This is a genomic window from Lacticaseibacillus porcinae, from assembly GCF_003946305.1.
In the GTDB taxonomy this organism is placed as follows: domain Bacteria; phylum Bacillota; class Bacilli; order Lactobacillales; family Lactobacillaceae; genus Lacticaseibacillus; species Lacticaseibacillus porcinae.
Window position 1 is genome coordinate 1 of record NZ_RHNS01000016.1, and the last position, 14,805, is coordinate 14,805.

Annotated in this window: 17 protein-coding genes and 2 pseudogenes; 17 read left to right on the forward strand and 2 right to left on the reverse strand. The window is 47.4% G+C overall.

What is annotated here, in order from left to right:
* Positions 1–782 precede the first annotated feature (782 nt).
* Complete coding sequence (locus EKM92_RS10895; protein WP_125710712.1) at positions 783–1,250, forward strand: Dps family protein; 468 nt, start codon at positions 783–785, stop codon at positions 1,248–1,250.
* Positions 1,251–1,291: 41 nt separating this feature from the next.
* Here the strand turns inward: EKM92_RS10895 and EKM92_RS10900 are convergent.
* Positions 1,292–1,381, reverse strand: a pseudogene (locus EKM92_RS10900) (IS30 family transposase); the annotation flags it as partial.
* Positions 1,382–1,819: 438 nt separating this feature from the next.
* Between EKM92_RS10900 and fabZ the strand changes: the two are divergent.
* The 16 genes and pseudogenes from fabZ to EKM92_RS10980 all read left to right on the forward strand — a co-directional run.
* Entirely contained in the window at positions 1,820–2,266 is a 447-nt protein-coding gene (gene fabZ, locus EKM92_RS10905) for a 3-hydroxyacyl-ACP dehydratase FabZ (RefSeq protein ID WP_125710714.1), read from the forward strand.
* Between the two features lie 12 nt (positions 2,267–2,278).
* Entirely contained in the window at positions 2,279–2,746 is a 468-nt protein-coding gene (locus EKM92_RS10910) for a MarR family winged helix-turn-helix transcriptional regulator (RefSeq protein ID WP_125710716.1), read from the forward strand.
* Positions 2,747–2,756: 10 nt separating this feature from the next.
* A complete protein-coding gene (locus EKM92_RS10915) occupies positions 2,757–3,734 on the forward strand; it encodes a beta-ketoacyl-ACP synthase III (RefSeq protein WP_061777535.1) in 978 nt (325 codons plus the stop codon).
* Positions 3,735–3,759: 25 nt separating this feature from the next.
* Positions 3,760–4,005: an acyl carrier protein gene (locus EKM92_RS10920; protein ID WP_125710718.1), complete on the forward strand. Its 246-nt coding sequence runs from the start codon at positions 3,760–3,762 to the stop codon at positions 4,003–4,005.
* A 3-nt stretch (positions 4,006–4,008) separates the two neighbouring features.
* Positions 4,009–4,911: an ACP S-malonyltransferase gene (locus EKM92_RS10925; RefSeq protein WP_041095673.1), complete on the forward strand. Its 903-nt coding sequence runs from the start codon at positions 4,009–4,011 to the stop codon at positions 4,909–4,911.
* Between the two features lie 6 nt (positions 4,912–4,917).
* Positions 4,918–5,637 (forward strand): 3-oxoacyl-ACP reductase FabG, encoded by a 720-nt coding sequence (gene fabG / locus EKM92_RS10930; RefSeq protein ID WP_125710720.1) that lies wholly within the window; start codon positions 4,918–4,920, stop codon positions 5,635–5,637.
* Between the two features lie 9 nt (positions 5,638–5,646).
* Positions 5,647–6,867, forward strand: coding sequence for a beta-ketoacyl-ACP synthase II (fabF, locus tag EKM92_RS10935; RefSeq protein ID WP_041095677.1), 1,221 nt, complete (start codon positions 5,647–5,649; stop codon positions 6,865–6,867).
* Positions 6,868–6,869: 2 nt separating this feature from the next.
* Positions 6,870–7,295: an acetyl-CoA carboxylase biotin carboxyl carrier protein gene (locus tag EKM92_RS10940; protein WP_125710721.1), complete on the forward strand. Its 426-nt coding sequence runs from the start codon at positions 6,870–6,872 to the stop codon at positions 7,293–7,295.
* Positions 7,255–7,713 (forward strand): 3-hydroxyacyl-ACP dehydratase FabZ family protein, encoded by a 459-nt coding sequence (locus tag EKM92_RS10945; protein ID WP_125710723.1) that lies wholly within the window; start codon positions 7,255–7,257, stop codon positions 7,711–7,713. Before EKM92_RS10940 ends, EKM92_RS10945 begins: the two co-directional genes overlap by 41 nt.
* A 5-nt stretch (positions 7,714–7,718) precedes the next feature.
* Complete coding sequence (locus tag EKM92_RS10950) at positions 7,719–9,092, forward strand: acetyl-CoA carboxylase biotin carboxylase subunit (protein ID WP_056942986.1); 1,374 nt, start codon at positions 7,719–7,721, stop codon at positions 9,090–9,092.
* The gene (locus EKM92_RS10955; RefSeq protein WP_041095684.1) at positions 9,073–9,906 is read left to right on the forward strand and encodes an acetyl-CoA carboxylase carboxyltransferase subunit beta; all 834 of its coding nucleotides are present in this window, start codon (positions 9,073–9,075) and stop codon (positions 9,904–9,906) included. Before EKM92_RS10950 ends, EKM92_RS10955 begins: the two co-directional genes overlap by 20 nt.
* A complete protein-coding gene (gene accA, locus EKM92_RS10960) occupies positions 9,907–10,677 on the forward strand; it encodes a carboxyltransferase subunit alpha (RefSeq protein ID WP_041095686.1) in 771 nt (256 codons plus the stop codon). It abuts the gene before it with no gap.
* Positions 10,678–10,701: 24 nt separating this feature from the next.
* Positions 10,702–11,457: an enoyl-ACP reductase FabI gene (gene fabI / locus EKM92_RS10965; protein ID WP_125710725.1), complete on the forward strand. Its 756-nt coding sequence runs from the start codon at positions 10,702–10,704 to the stop codon at positions 11,455–11,457.
* A gap of 9 nt (positions 11,458–11,466) precedes the next feature.
* On the forward strand, positions 11,467–12,276 hold the full coding sequence (locus EKM92_RS10970; protein WP_041095690.1) for a biotin--[acetyl-CoA-carboxylase] ligase: 810 nt from the start codon (positions 11,467–11,469) through the stop codon (positions 12,274–12,276).
* A 158-nt stretch (positions 12,277–12,434) separates the two neighbouring features.
* Positions 12,435–12,623, forward strand: a complete 189-nt coding sequence (locus EKM92_RS10975; RefSeq protein WP_225420795.1) for a hypothetical protein — start codon at positions 12,435–12,437, stop codon at positions 12,621–12,623.
* Between the two features lie 87 nt (positions 12,624–12,710).
* A pseudogene (locus EKM92_RS10980) lies at positions 12,711–13,001 on the forward strand (transposase); the annotation flags it as partial.
* A 199-nt stretch (positions 13,002–13,200) separates the two neighbouring features.
* On the opposite strand, the gene EKM92_RS10985 reads toward EKM92_RS10980, so the two are convergent.
* Positions 13,201–14,694 carry a primase C-terminal domain-containing protein gene (locus EKM92_RS10985; RefSeq protein WP_123022952.1) on the reverse strand — a complete coding sequence of 498 codons (1,494 nt, stop codon included), beginning with the start codon at positions 14,692–14,694 and terminating at the stop codon, positions 13,201–13,203.
* Between the last annotated feature and the right edge of the window lie 111 nt (positions 14,695–14,805).

Sequence of the window (14,805 nt, forward strand, 5' to 3'; positions counted from 1 at the left end):
ACGAAGATCTAAATCAAACTTGACCATAAGAAAACCCCCAGATTTGGATTGTTGTCCAAACCTGGGGGTTCACATCAAAGCCGCCGTCGTGTTGCGAGTTTTTTTCTTCTCTCAATATGTGTTCTTCCTGTGCCTTTCATGTAACTATATAGCAACACAAAGGACGCATAACACGACACCTGGCGAGATATTACTAAGTACATGCGCGGTTTTAGACGTGTGACTGTTGACGATTTTCGACAGGGGACGAATTTTGGAGTTTTGGATAATGGGCATAAGGGAAAACTGAACCCAAATATGGGTTACACCGCAGTGCGGTGGGTTTTCTAAAGGGGCCACATTCGTGGCCCTGGCTACCCCAAAGTGGGGTTTTGGCTACCTGATAAAAAACACGCTGGCTAGCCGCCACAGTCGTTTGGCTACCCCATTTTTCAATTTGGCTACCCCTACAGCATATTTTGGCTACCCCCGACAAAATCGTACCTAATCCAACTTTTCAGCATAATTTGTTTGAGCATGGCGAGCACTAGTGATTGCTTTGCGAATCTGTGTCACCGTAGTTTGATGTTGCTTGATTGAAGATTTCGTTTGGGCAATTTTACTCTTGGTATCAGATTTTTGAGACCCAGTTTGAAGATCCAACGACTGATTTTGCTTCGATAAAATCTTCTTGAGCTTGGCAATGTTGGACTTATTCTTGGCCGTCCAAAAAATTTTGAGACAGTGGCTAACTTGATTCTAAAATGCGCGTATAATAACCATATCGAAAGGAGATCAATCTAATGAAATATACGAAAACCAAAGCAGTATTAAATCAACTCGTTGCCGATTTGAGCCAGATGTCAATGATTATCCATCAGACGCATTGGTACATGCGTGGACCCAACTTTTTGAAGTTGCACCCCTTGATGGATGAGTTCATGGAAGAAATTGACAGCCAACTCGATGTCATTTCTGAACGGCTGATTGCGCTTGATGGCAGTCCTTACTCGACCTTAAAAGAAATGGCCGAAAACACTAAGATTCAAGACTGGCCTGGTGAATGGGACAAAACAACCCCAGAACGCCTCGCACACTTAGTTGATGGATATCGTTACTTGGAAAACCTTTACCAACACGGCATTGAAGTATCCGATGTTGAAAAAGACTTCAGTACCCAAGATATTTTCATTGGTCTCAAAACCGCAATTGAGAAGAAAATCTGGATGATTCAGGCAGAGCTTGGGTCGGCGCCGGAAATTGATGAATAAAATAATATTAAAAAATCGGTAGGCTTATGGTAGATTGTAAAATTAATCCGAACGCCCATTTGAATATTGGACAGCCCTAGTTCACAAAAGGTTTCGATTTTAATTCGTTCGGAATAGGTTATACTAGACAAAAGATCAGCTCCTAAAAGATGGGTTTGTGGTAAACACCATTTTAAAGGAAGCTGATCTTTTTTGTCCGAGCACAGAACGATAAAAAAATTTGGCTTAAAACAGTGGGATCTGCAACACTTTTTAAGTATGGCAGATTGTAAAATTTAAGTTGAACATTTAAGTGGACAGAAAAACCCATCAAGGTCTTTAATGGTGTTACTGAAGATTGGAACGGGTAACCCAACAGCGATTGGCGGCGTCATACCAAGGATAATCAACAATGCCAGTAAGGTGGCTCAATTGTTTAGCATTCATCATAAAACTCCTTAAAAAGGTTTGACATTCAAACTAAATGTGATTATATTAAGGTCATTCGATAAATTGGTTTGATGTTCAAACTAAATTACCACGTCGAATACTTAAAAACAAGTACTCAAGCAAAAGGGAGGTTAAAACAATTGGCAATCTTATCTGCCCAAGAAATTATGGAATTGATTCCTAACCGGTACCCAATCTTATTCATGGATTATGTGGATGAATTGGAACCTGGCGAATCAATTGTGGCAACCAAAAACGTCACCATCAACGAAGAATTCTTCCAGGGCCATTTTCCGGGCAATCCGGTGATGCCAGGGGTGCTCATTATTGAGTCACTGGCACAAGCCGCTTCAATTTTAATTTTAAAGTCCCCTGAATTTGCTGGCAATACAGCTTACCTGGGCGCTATTAAAGACGCCCGCTTCCATCAAATCGTTCGTCCTGGCGATGTTTTAAAGTTACACGTGGCCTTTACAAAACGACGTAGTAATATGGGAGTGGTGCATACAGAAGCAACCGTTGGCGACAACGTTGCAGCTAAGGCAGACTTGACCTTTATTGTGGCACCAAATACGGCGTCAAATTAAGGAAAATGAACAATGGCTGAAGAAAAAAACAATATTAGTAAAGCGGATTTTCGATTTATGAACGATGCATTGGTGGATGTTTACGACCATATTATGCGAATCGAGGAAGAAACGTTGCGGAAAAGTACCTTTCGGGATATTTCGGTGAAAGAAATTCACCTGATTCATGCGATTACGCTGCATGATCACAAAACGAGTACCGAGGTTGCAAATGAATTACGGCTAACTAAGGGGACGTTGACAACGAACGTCAAAACCTTGGAGCGTAAAGGGTACGTCAAACGAATCAACGACGAACAAGATCATCGGGTGACCCGACTGACACTAACCAACAAAGGCAAGCTGTTATACCGGGCCCATGACGCCTTTCATCGCCAAATCGTTAAGAGCTTTATTAAGGGAATGGACGGCAATGAAGTAAAGGTCATCAAGCGTGCCTTGATTAACCTGGAAGACTTTTTGAGCGACATCACCCAGTAAGGACAGCAAAATGACATTTAACTTAATAACAACGGCTCGTGCAGTACCGGATCAAATCATCACGAACTCTGATCTAGCCAAAATAATGCCGACCAGTGACGAGTGGATCAAACAGCGAACGGGGATTGAACGTCGCCACCTCGCCTCAACTGAAACAACGGAGAGCTTATGCATCGACGTTGCCCAGCAGTTGGTGCAGGCCAATAGTATAGGGCCCAAACAAATTGATCTCATTGTGGTTGCCACCATGTCACCAACCTACAGCATGCCCAGTGTGGCCGCAACGGTTCAAGGCGCGATTGGTGCTGAAAACGCGGCGACGCTTGACGTCAATGCAGCGTGCACCGGGTTTGTCTACGCCATGGCTGTTGCTCATGATATGGCAGTCGCAAAGGGCTATCAAAACGTCATCGTCATTGGCGGTGAGGTGATGAGTAAGTACGTTAACTGGCAGGATCGCAGTACGGCAGTGTTGTTCGGCGATGGCGCCGCAGGGGTGTTATTAGCGCTGAACGAGGATGGCCAAGACCATTACTTGGGTGACGCGTTTAAAACCTTTGGCGAAAAAGGGCGCAGTCTCATGGCTGATTTTCGGCCGAACAATAGCCCCTTCGCTAAACCGGTAGAAGCCGACTCATACTTGACGATGGACGGTCATCAAATCTACAACTTTGTGATTAAGAAGGCCCCGGTTGTCATTGAAGAGGTCCTTCAAAAGACCGGCCTGACGTTACCCGATATTGATTGGGTGGTTTTCCACCAAGCGAATGCCAGAATCATTCAACAACTCAGCAAAAAATTAGGGTTAACAGCCCAACAGTGCCCCATCAACATTGACGAATACGGAAATGTTGCAGCGGCGAGCGAACCATTGGTCTTAAACGACTTAGTGGCAAGCGATCAACTAAAACCCGGCGACAAGGTGCTACTGTGTGGCTTTGGTGGCGGGTTGACAATTGGCGCTTCAATATTCGACTACTACAACTAAAACCATTTTGGAGGAATCAATTATTATGTCAAAAGAAGAAATCATCGCAAAAATCATGAACGTATTACAACAAGACGACAGCATGGAAGGTAAAGACATCACGCCTGATATGTCATTCAAGCAAGAAATGAACTTAGACAGTCTTGACATTTTTGAACTCGTTAACGAAATCGAAGATGAATTTGAAATCGAAATTGACACGGATGAAAGCTTAGACACAGTTAACCAAGTGGCAGACTACGTCCAAAAGCAATTAGCAGCTAAGGAATAATCAATGGCAAAAACGGCTTATTTATTTGCGGGTCAGGGTGCCCAAACACTTGGAATGGGTCAAGACCTATACCGTGAAGAGCCCAGCTATCGCCAAACGGTCACGCAGGCTTCTGACATTCTTGGCATTAACCTCGCTGATCCGGAGGTTGCGGCTGCACCAGAAAACACGCAGGTTGCAATTTTGACGATGAGCTATGGCATCTGGCGGTTGATTGCGCCAACAGCGGCAACGCCTGTTGGACTGGTGGGATTAAGTCTAGGTGAGTATAGTGCGCTGGTTGCTGCTGGCAGTTTGTCATTTGAAGACGGCTTACGGCTCGTGGCAGACCGGTCTCGCTATATGGCGGCGGCTGGTCATGAAACACCGGGGAAAATGGCCGCGGTGTTAACGGACCAGCAAACCATTGTCCAAGAACTGTGCGATAAGATCGATGGGGTCTACATTGCCAACTACAATACGCTTAATCAGCTTGTGGTCGGTGGTACCCCTGAGGCGGTGAAACAGCTCAAACAGGCCTTGAAGGATCATAAAATTCGAGTGGTGCCGCTCAAGGTTGCTGTTAGTTCTCACACGCCATTAATGGCAAGTGCCTCAGAAAAATTGGGCCAACGATTGGAAACGGTGGCGTTTACCGCCCCTAAGTGGCCGGTTTGGAGTAATACAACTGGTCAGCCATTTGCTGTTGAACATTTAGCGGCGACCTTGGTTGACCAGCTAGTTGCGCCCACGCATTTTTATGATGATTTTCGAGGCCTGACGGCGGCAGGTGCGGACCAGTTTGTTGAAATTGGCCCCGGTCACGTTTTAAGTGGCTTTGCTAAGCAGATTGCACCAGCTGCCAAACGGTACCAAATTAATGATATGACAACGTTAAACGCAGTGAGAAGCGAATTAGGATGGTGAGTAAAAATGGCAGATGGAGTTGTGCTGATCACCGGCGGTAATCGCGGAATTGGTCTAGCAATAGCAGAACGGCTAGCGGGTGATGGCGAGAATGTTGTCATCACAACCCGTCACGAGTTACCAGAATCGCAGTTGGCTGCCCTTGATGCGTTGGGCATCCACACGGTTGTGGGAGATGTGACGGATGAAGCTGAGGCCCAGCGGATGGTTAATGACGCAGTGAAACACGGCGAATGGTTAAGTGGGTTAATTAATAATGCCGGGATTAACCGGGATAAGTTAATGACTCGGATGAGCACTGAGGACTTTAATGCGGTACTCCAAACGAACCTAGTCGGTGCTTTTAACATGTCAAAACCGGCGTTGAAGCTGATGCAAAAGCAACGCCAGGGTAGCATTATTCACATGGCCAGTGTGGTGGGATTGACTGGAAACGTCGGTCAAGCCAACTATGCGGCCAGCAAAGCCGGGTTGATTGGGCTAATGAAAACCATTGCCAAAGAAGGCGGCCTTCGTCAGGTTCGCAGCAATGCGATTGCTCCTGGGATGGTCGAGACCGACATGACGGATGCACTCAGCGATAAGACGAAAGAAGCCATTCTGGCTGAAATTCCGGCTAAACGATTCGCGAAACCAGCCGAAATTGCCGATGTTTGTGCCTTTTTATTAAACAACGAATACGTCACTGGCCAGGTCATTACAATCGATGGTGGCTTGACCCTTTAGGAGGTCTATATGGAACGAGTAGTTGTAACGGGAATGGGTGCAGTGACACCTCTAGGAAACGATGCCAAAACCTTTTTGAACGGTGTGGCAGATAGTCGGGTTGGCATTGCGCCAATCACCAAGTTCACTGCGGATACTGGCATTACCGTCGCTGGTGAAGTGAAGGATTTTGAGGCGACTAAGCGCTTGTCAGCCAAGACGGCGAAACGGATGGACCTGTTTTCTCAGTATGCTTTATACAGTGCGATTGAAGCGATGGAAAACGCGGGGCTAGAACCCGATAACGTTGTCTCAGAGGACTTTGGTGTCATCTACGGTTCAGGAATTGGTGGCTTGACCACCATTCAAGAACAAGTCATCAAAATGCATGATAAGGGCCCAAAGCGGGTTTCACCGCTTTTTGTCTCCAATTCAATCATTAATATGGCTGCCGGTAATCTGTCGATTTATTTTAAGGCGGAAAACATTAGTGAAGCCGTTGTCACGGCTTGTGCCTCTGCAACGAACGCCATTGGCGACGCCTTTGAACAAATTAAATTGGGCCGTGCTCAGGTCATGATGACCGGGGGCTCAGAAGCGTCTGTCAACGAAATTGGGATTGCCGGCTTTGCTGCCTTGACCGCGTTATCTAAGTCGACAGATCCATTAAAGGCCTCAATGCCGTTTGATGTGAACCGCAACGGTTTCGTCATGGGTGAAGGCGGCGCCACACTGATTCTTGAAAGTTTGACCCATGCCCGAGCTAGAAACGCGCCCATCCTAGCCGAGATTGTCGGTTACGGGCGAACCTCAGACGCCTATCACGTCACTGCCCCTGATCCTTCCGGCAAGGGTGCAAAACGCGCGATGAGTCAGGCGATTTCAGAAGCCGGTATCAAACCAAAAGACGTCGGGTACATCAACGCGCATGGTACGGCCACCAAGGCGAACGATGCGGGTGAAGCGCGCGCTATCGCGGACTTGTTTGGTCAAGATGTCTTGGTCAGCAGCACCAAGGGAATGACCGGCCACTTATTAGGTGCGGCTGGCGCAATTGAAGCCGTTGCCACAATTGGCGCTTTAAATGGTCAGTTACCACAAAACGTGGGGGTCTACGATCAAGATCCAGAAACCCCCGTCACATTGGTGAATGCGGACAATGCGCACCAACAAGTGAATTATGCGTTAAGTAACTCGTTTGGATTCGGCGGCCACAACGCCGTGATTGCCTTTAAACGCTGGGAGGGATAAGCGTGAACGAGCAAGAAATTGAACGTCTCGTTGATAAGTTCGAGCGGTCCTCATTAAACGAAATGCAAATTAGTGACAACAATTTCAAGTTGTTGTTAACCAAGCCTCATCACTCAAATGCAGCTAATTCGGCTGCACCAGTGGCAACTTCGGCACCCGTCCAAACTGCTGAAGCACCCACTGAGGATGATGCCGTTGTGCCGGCGCCGCTGGTTGGCCTTGTTTACTTAGCGGCTCAACCGGGCAAGCCCGTGTTTAAAAGCGTGGGAGATCAGGTTAAAGCCGGCGATGGTGTCTGCTTGATTGAGGCCATGAAAGTCGTGAACGAAGTGAAGAGCCCGTATGATGGCATTTTGCGTGAGGTTTTAGTTGAGGACGGCAGCCTCGTTGAATACGATCAACCGCTCTTTAGAATCGAGAAGAATTGATATGGATATTAAAGACGTGATTCCGCAGCGCCCACCCTTTTTATTTATTGACGAGATTAAAGCCGTCGAACCAGGAGTGGGAGCAGATACAACGAAACTGGTCACCATTAACGAGTGGTATTTTCGGGGGCAACCCAACGACAAGGTCGCACCCATGTTTATGCTACTAGAAATGATGGCTCAAACCGGCGCACTGGCAATTTTGAGCGACCAAGCCGCTGGCAAAAACGTCTTGTTTGGTGGGGTCAAAGCCGCCGAATACACTGTGGCGGTCCACCCTGGCGACCAGCTAGATTGCCATGTGGCCCTATTAAAACAACGCCACGGCATTGGAATCGGTAGTGGCGAAATTAAGGTCGATGGTCAAGTGGTGTTTTCTGCCACGCTAATTTTTGCCATTGTTGAAACAGAGGAGTGAAACCCATGTTTAAAAAAGTCCTGGTTGCTAACCGTGGTGAAATTGCCGTTCAGGTGATCCGTAACTTACACGAGATGGCGATTGAAGCCGTGGCTGTGTATTCGACCGCTGACCGGGATGCCTACTTCGTAGAACTTGCAGATGAGGCCGTTTGTATCGGGGCGCCTTTGCCGGAACAATCATACCTAGATATGAAAAGCATCGTGACCGTTGCGTGTCTGCTCGGCTGTGATGCTGTCCATCCCGGGTATGGTTTTTTGTCCGAAAATGCTGAATTTGTAGCGTTGTGCCAAGAAGTGGGGCTAACCTTTATTGGTCCTCAATCGGAAACTGTCGCCCTAATGGGTGATAAGGCTAGCGCCCGTGAAGTCATGCAAGCTGCGGGGGTTCCGGTTATTCCTGGCAGCGATGGGACAATTTCAGATCTGAACGCGGCCTTAACCCTTGCCGAAAAAATTGGGTATCCAGTGATGCTGAAATCCGCTGCTGGCGGTGGCGGCAAAGGTATGCGACGCGTCGACGACAAAGCTGCATTAACTGTCGCTTTTGAAGACGTTAAACGTGAATCTCAGCTATCGTTTGGTGAAACTGGCATCTATTTGGAAAAGGTCATCGAACATGCAAAGCACATTGAGATGCAAGTGATTGCCGATGACTTTGGTCACGTGGTGTACTTTCCGGAACGGGACTGTTCACCGCAACGCCACCACCAAAAGTTAGTCGAAGAAAGTCCTAGTTCCTTGATTTCGGCCGAGCGTCGTGCTGAGTTAGGCGCCATTGTGGTAAAGGCCTGCCAAAGCGTGAACTACCGGAATACAGGTACTTTTGAGTTCTTAATGGATCCTGATCAACGGTTTTATTTCATGGAAATGAACACCCGGTTGCAAGTTGAACACACTGTGTCTGAGGAAGTGACTGGCGTTGAGATGATTAAAGCCCAGGTTCTGGTAGCAGCTCACCAACCGCTACCGTTTGACCAAGCAGATGTTCAGGTGACCCAGTTTGCAGTTGAATGCCGGATTAATGCTGAAAACCCAGCGGCCCAGTTCATGCCAGCTGCTGGGGACGTCACTGGCCTGTTCCTACCGGTTGGGACCCACGGCGTTAGAATTGACACTGGCCTGCGTGAAGTGGACACCATTTCACCCTACTATGACTCGATGATTGCTAAGTTGGTCACCAGCGGGTCAAATCGGGCGGCGGCGTTGAAGAAGATGCAACGGTTGCTGACGGAGCTCAAAGTCACCGGATTGACAACTAATCAGGCATTTCTAGTGGATTTGGTTGCCAGTCCTGAATTTGTCGCGGACGAAGTGACCATTGAGTCCGTTGAACAGACGATATTACCGAGGTGGTTAGATGATGCCAGCAAAGTTTAATGGGTTAGATAAATCGACTCTGGCAAAACGGATGGATAAGATTCCGTCAGATTTATACGTGACGTGTCCGTACTGTAAGCAAAGTGTCTACCACCAGAAGTTGGGCCCCTTTCAAGAGTGCCCCCATTGTGGGTATGGCTTTCGGCTGGGAGCGGCCGCACGCTTAAAAATAGTCACTGACAAATTTGAAGCATTCGATGCGGAGCTAGCGGTTGACCCAGCTCTTGTTGATGATCAATACGCTGAAAAATTAACGAAAGCTAAGCAGCATTCTGGCCTGCCAGAAAGCGTTGTAACGGGGATGGCGACCATCGACAGTTTGCAGGTGGCGATTGGCGTGATGGATTCCAACTTCATGATGGGTTCGTTGGGATCGGCGACGGGTGAGAAGTTGACCCGGCTGTTCGAAGAAGCTACAAGGCGACGTTTACCAGTTGTGCTGTATACCGCATCTGGCGGTGCTCGGATGCAAGAGGGCCTGCATTCTTTGATGCAAATGGCCAAAGTCACTCAAGCAGTCACGGCCCATGGTGAAGCAGGGCTGTGTTACTTGGTGGTGTTAACTGATCCCACAACGGGCGGCGTGACCGCCAGTTTTGCGATGGAAGCTGACATTACGCTGGCTGAACCCCATGCGCTCATTGGGTTTACGGGGCGCCGGGTGATTGAATCAACCTTGCATATTAAGCCACCGGCTGATTTTCAACGAGCTGAAACGTTACTGGCTAATGGTTTTGTGGACGATATCGTGGCTCGGTCGGCACAAAAGGCCACCATTGTGTCGTTACTAAAACTGTCCCAAGGAGGCGCCTAGATGAGTGAAAATGCAGCATACGATATCGTTCAGGCGGCACGGAGTCAGTCAAAAATTGATAGTTACACGTTGATTAATGGGGTATTTAGTGATTTTCATGAGTTGCACGGGGATCGGTTACACGGCGATGATTCGGCCTTGATTGGTGGTGTCGGCCGCTTAAACGGTCGGCCAGTGACCATTTTGGCGACTAATAAGGGCCGTGACATGGCGGAAGGTCAGGCGACTCACTTTGGCGGTGTTAGTCCAGATGGCTACCGTAAGGCGATTCGATTAATGAAACAGTCGACTAAGTTTAACCGCCCCATCGTTGCGTTAATTAACACACCAGGCGCATATCCTGGCGTGGAAGCCGAGTACGGCGGGCAGGGGGAAGCAATTGCTCGAAGCATTCAAACCGGCCTTGGCCAACCAGTACCATATCTGAGCCTCATTTTTGGTGAAGCGGGTAGTGGCGGCGCCTTGGCACTTGCAACGGGTGATGAAGTTTGGATGCTTGAAAAAAGTACTTACTCGGTGGTGTCCCCGGAAGGGTACGCGTCGATTTTATGGCGGGATGGGAAACTGGCCGACCAAGCTGCGGCGAAGATGAAGCTCACGCCTAGCGAGCTACTAGCCGCTGGGTTTGTTGACCGGGTCTTGCCCGAGGTGACGACACCCGAGACGTTATCCGCCTTAACGACTCAATTAGATCTTAAAATCACGGCGCTGGCAAAACTGCCTGTCGCCGAGCTGATGGCAGCAAGGCGTCAGCGTTATCGTCAATTTTAACCACTATTAGGAAGGGATGAAGAAATGGACGTTGTGACGGGAAAAACCATCGTCATTATGGGAGTTGCGAATAAGAGGAGTATTGCATGGGGGTGCGCGCAGGCCATCCAGGAAAATGGCGGTCAAGTTATTTTGACCTATCAAAATGAGCGAATTAAGCGCATTCTTGAACGGTTTGTACCGGAAGAGATGCCAATGATTCAGTGTGATGTGTCTGACGAGGAAACGGTGGTTCAAGCCTTTACAACGATTAAGGACCAATACGGCCACGTCGATGGTTTAATTCACGCGATTGCATATGCCGATAAGGAGAGTTTGGAGAACCCAGTTCTTCAGATTTCTAAAGAAGGGTATAACCTGGCCCAAGACGTCAGCGCATACTCGTTTATTTTAGTATCACGGTTGGCAACCGAAATTTTCCCTGATTTAACAAGCCTTGTCACGTTGACTTACTTTGGCTCAACGCACGTGATTCCCAACTATAACATTATGGGGGTCGCTAAGGCGGCGCTTGAAGCCAACGTCCGTTATCTCGCCAAAGAACTTGGTGATCGTCACGTTCGCGTAAATGCTATCTCGGCTGGGGCCGTGAAAACATTAGCTGTGACAGGGGTTAAAAACTCCAGCACCCTGCTGAAAATGTCGCAGGAACGAACGGTTGATGGGGTGTCCGTGACCAAGTCAGAAATCGGCAACGTGGCCACGTTCTTGTTGAGCGATTTATCAACGGCCATTACCGGCGACGTCATTTATGCGGATAAAGGGGTTCACCTCATTTAGGAGGCGTTAATGCGCGATGATTTAAAAGCAACGGTGATTCGAGAAAACCTGCCATCCCAATGGCTGGTTGATCCTCGGGTGACGGTGTTGCCAAGCGTTGATTCCACCAATACTTATGCTAAGCAACGGCTCAATCACCGACCTGAAATCGTAGTGGCAGAGCGTCAAACGGCGGGAAAGGGCCGGTTTCATCACCGGTTCGTGTCCCCCGCTCAGTCTGGCATTTATCTCACGATTGTTTGGCCCCTCAACGACCAAGCAGACGGGGGACTTGAGGCCGCGCGAGCAGCGGTGGCGGTTGTCCAGGCGGTAGCGGCGGTCACGGGTCTTGAGCTCGCTATAAAATGGCCGAATGACTTGGTGTTTCGGCATCAAAAACGCGGTGGTCTCTTAATTGAACAAGTTCAAACCTCAGCTGGTTGGCAGTTGTTAATTGGGATTGGGTTAAATCTTGCAGCGACTGATGTTCCAGCATTACCGGTCAGCTTAACGCTGGCTGATACCCCCAATCAACAATGGACGCGAAACCAGGTGATTGCGGCCATCTACGGTCAGTTGACGGCGTTGTTCCAACAACCGGCCGCGACGTGGTTGGCGGTTTACCGGCAATCTGTCTTATGGGTTGGCGAACGCGTTCAATTTAATGTTAGTGGGCAAGCGATGATCGGAATATTACAGGGTTTTGATCCCCATAACCGGCTCCAAGTTCAACCCCAAACGGGTCCGCTGTTAGTGCTTGAGGCTGAACGAGTGAGTGAATTGATGCCTCTCGACCAGGATTATCAAAAGCCAAATGAACCTAGTAACGACTTCACTTGAGTTAGAGTGAAGTCGTTTTTGTGTTTGATAAGGATTAATTAAAGTCGGACACTTATGGGACACCGTCGCCAACCCGATCAAATCAGAATAAATACTTTCATCATATTCTAATTTGATGTAAAGTAATTCTAATCAAAACCACATGAGGAGGGATTGGGATGTTTGATGAAATTGGTCAGATTATTTTTAATCATGAAATTGTTGCCAACGCGAGTGATTTCAACATGGGGATTGAAGTTGAAACGATTCGGGTTGATGCCGCATCGAAGCTAACAACTGAGCCATATCCCAAACTTTTGGGAGATCAACGGCAAAACCACTTTATTAAGACTGATGGTAGATTGTAAAATTAATCCGAACGCTGTTCGGACAAAAAAGATCAGCTTCCTTTAAAATGGTGTTTACCACAAACCCATCTTTTAGGAGCTGATCTTTTGTCTAGTATAACCTATTCCGAACGAATTAAAATCGAAACCTTTTGTGAACTAGGGCTGTCCAATATCCAAATGGGCGTTCGGCTGAACCGATCACCGTCAACAATTTCTTATGAATTATCTCGATGTCAACCTTATCAGGCTGAATTAGCACAAACAGATGCCGAATACAAGCGATCACGATGTGGTCGGAAAACTAAGCTGAGCGATGAGTTAAAGCAAAAAATTCTCAACCATTTACGTCTAAGCTGGTCACCAGGAATGATTGCTCACGAATTTAAACTAGCTAGTGGCCTAGTTGAACAGCCACTAGCTACCTTCTTACTGTTAATATTGATAGCAATCTTGTGGAATTGCTTGTGCTATAAGTGTTAGGCGATGATTTGAAAGTGATGATTACTTGCTATCAATAGTGTTATTACTATTGATAGTTTTGGTTGATTTGAATGGCGTAGTACGGTGTTGACCTAAAATCCGAATTGATCTTGGCTTATCCTGAGGATGACACGTTCGTCTGACCGCGAAGGCGAATATTTGTATGAGAAAGGTTTGCAGAAATAAAAGTAAGCTGAAGTAGCCTTGCGGGTGCTTGGGCTAAGATGAGTGAAATCTGGTTGAGGAAGTGTAAAGCTGTGACTTGCTTAGTACGGATGATTGCTGCGACGAGAGTAGTCCTATAGGCAACTGAGATGCCGCCATTGCGGCCGCGACGTGTATGCAAAATAATCTCGCCAGCGGCGTGCATTGTTTTTAGGAGTTTTGCTAGTGAACGAAGTGGAATGCCGATCGCTTGAGAAATTCGTGATTGGGTGGTGTCGAGAAAGGGTGAATCAGTGGAAGTCTTGCGTGTTAAGTAGTGGATAAGGTCTGTCTTCCACTCTTTGAGAAAACTATTCTTTCGGGCGGTGCGAGGTTGCTTAAACTTGACCCACTTCGATCGGGAAAATAAATCGTTACTCGTAAGGCTTTCTGAAACCCATTCTTGGACTAGAGGCACAATAAAGGAACGGCTTGCGGCTGTGTAGGTGCCGGAGTATGCACTACGGATGGTTTTCTTTAACTCATTGTTTGAAACTGGGGCATCTAGTCGTTCGTTAAACTGACGCAACATTTTGCTACATTCATGTTTGTTGAGATCAGAGGAGTAGCATGCAAGTGCTAGTGTGAAGATTGCATTGTTGCGCCCATATAACCCTTTTGTACCGCGGATTTTTGACTGATTTAGGAGTAATGAGAACCACGGCTCGTCGATTTGACGATGGTTGAGCTGGTTAGAAGCTTTGATGTGTTTGGTTTCTATCGAGGTGTCTTCCTGCTTGAGCGACCATGATAGCCACTTACTGAATGGATATTGATAGTTTGTTTTGAAGAACTCAACGTTATCAGTACGTGGGATGCGTGTGATACCAAAGTGATTGCAGGTCATATCCACAGGAAAATTCTTGGCGAAGTATTGGCGAAGCGATTGTGAGATCTTCTTTGCAACGGCAACAACCCGAAAGTTAGAGTGAGAAGTGACATATGCGGGTTCACTAAGGATGAAGAACATCTGGTATCCGCGTTTAGTTTTCAAGATCATGGTGGGCATTAACCCCAAACTTAGAGATTCTAGCAGGAGATCATTGGAGCTAAAAAGCTCCGAATCTGGCGTAACGTCGATGTCCACGGTGAAAGCATTGATTTGTTTGAGGTTTGATTCTGTATGGCCTTGGGTAATGTGATGGATTTTGTCCGTGTAAGTGCCATAGCAATAGACGTTTGGTGTCCAATGGGTATATTCATCTGGCGACTGTGCAAGTGCTTCGAGTGATGTGATTACGACTCCTTGACCAAGTGTCATTTTTGGTTTGCTACGCCATGCGAAGACCGCACCTTTATTTGCTTTAATAGCTGGCTGCGGATGAGTACGGCTATTTTTGAATTTATATTTGCGTAGGCCATCGTGCAGTATGGTGGCCTCGATTGTTTCTAGTGTTGGCTTCATGAGATGACCTCCTCCAGAGTTGATAGCCGACAATTCATCGTGGAGGTGGCCTTTCCCATGCGAGAACTTGTATTTGACTTACCGAGGCGTGCGCAAATATCATCAGTGCTA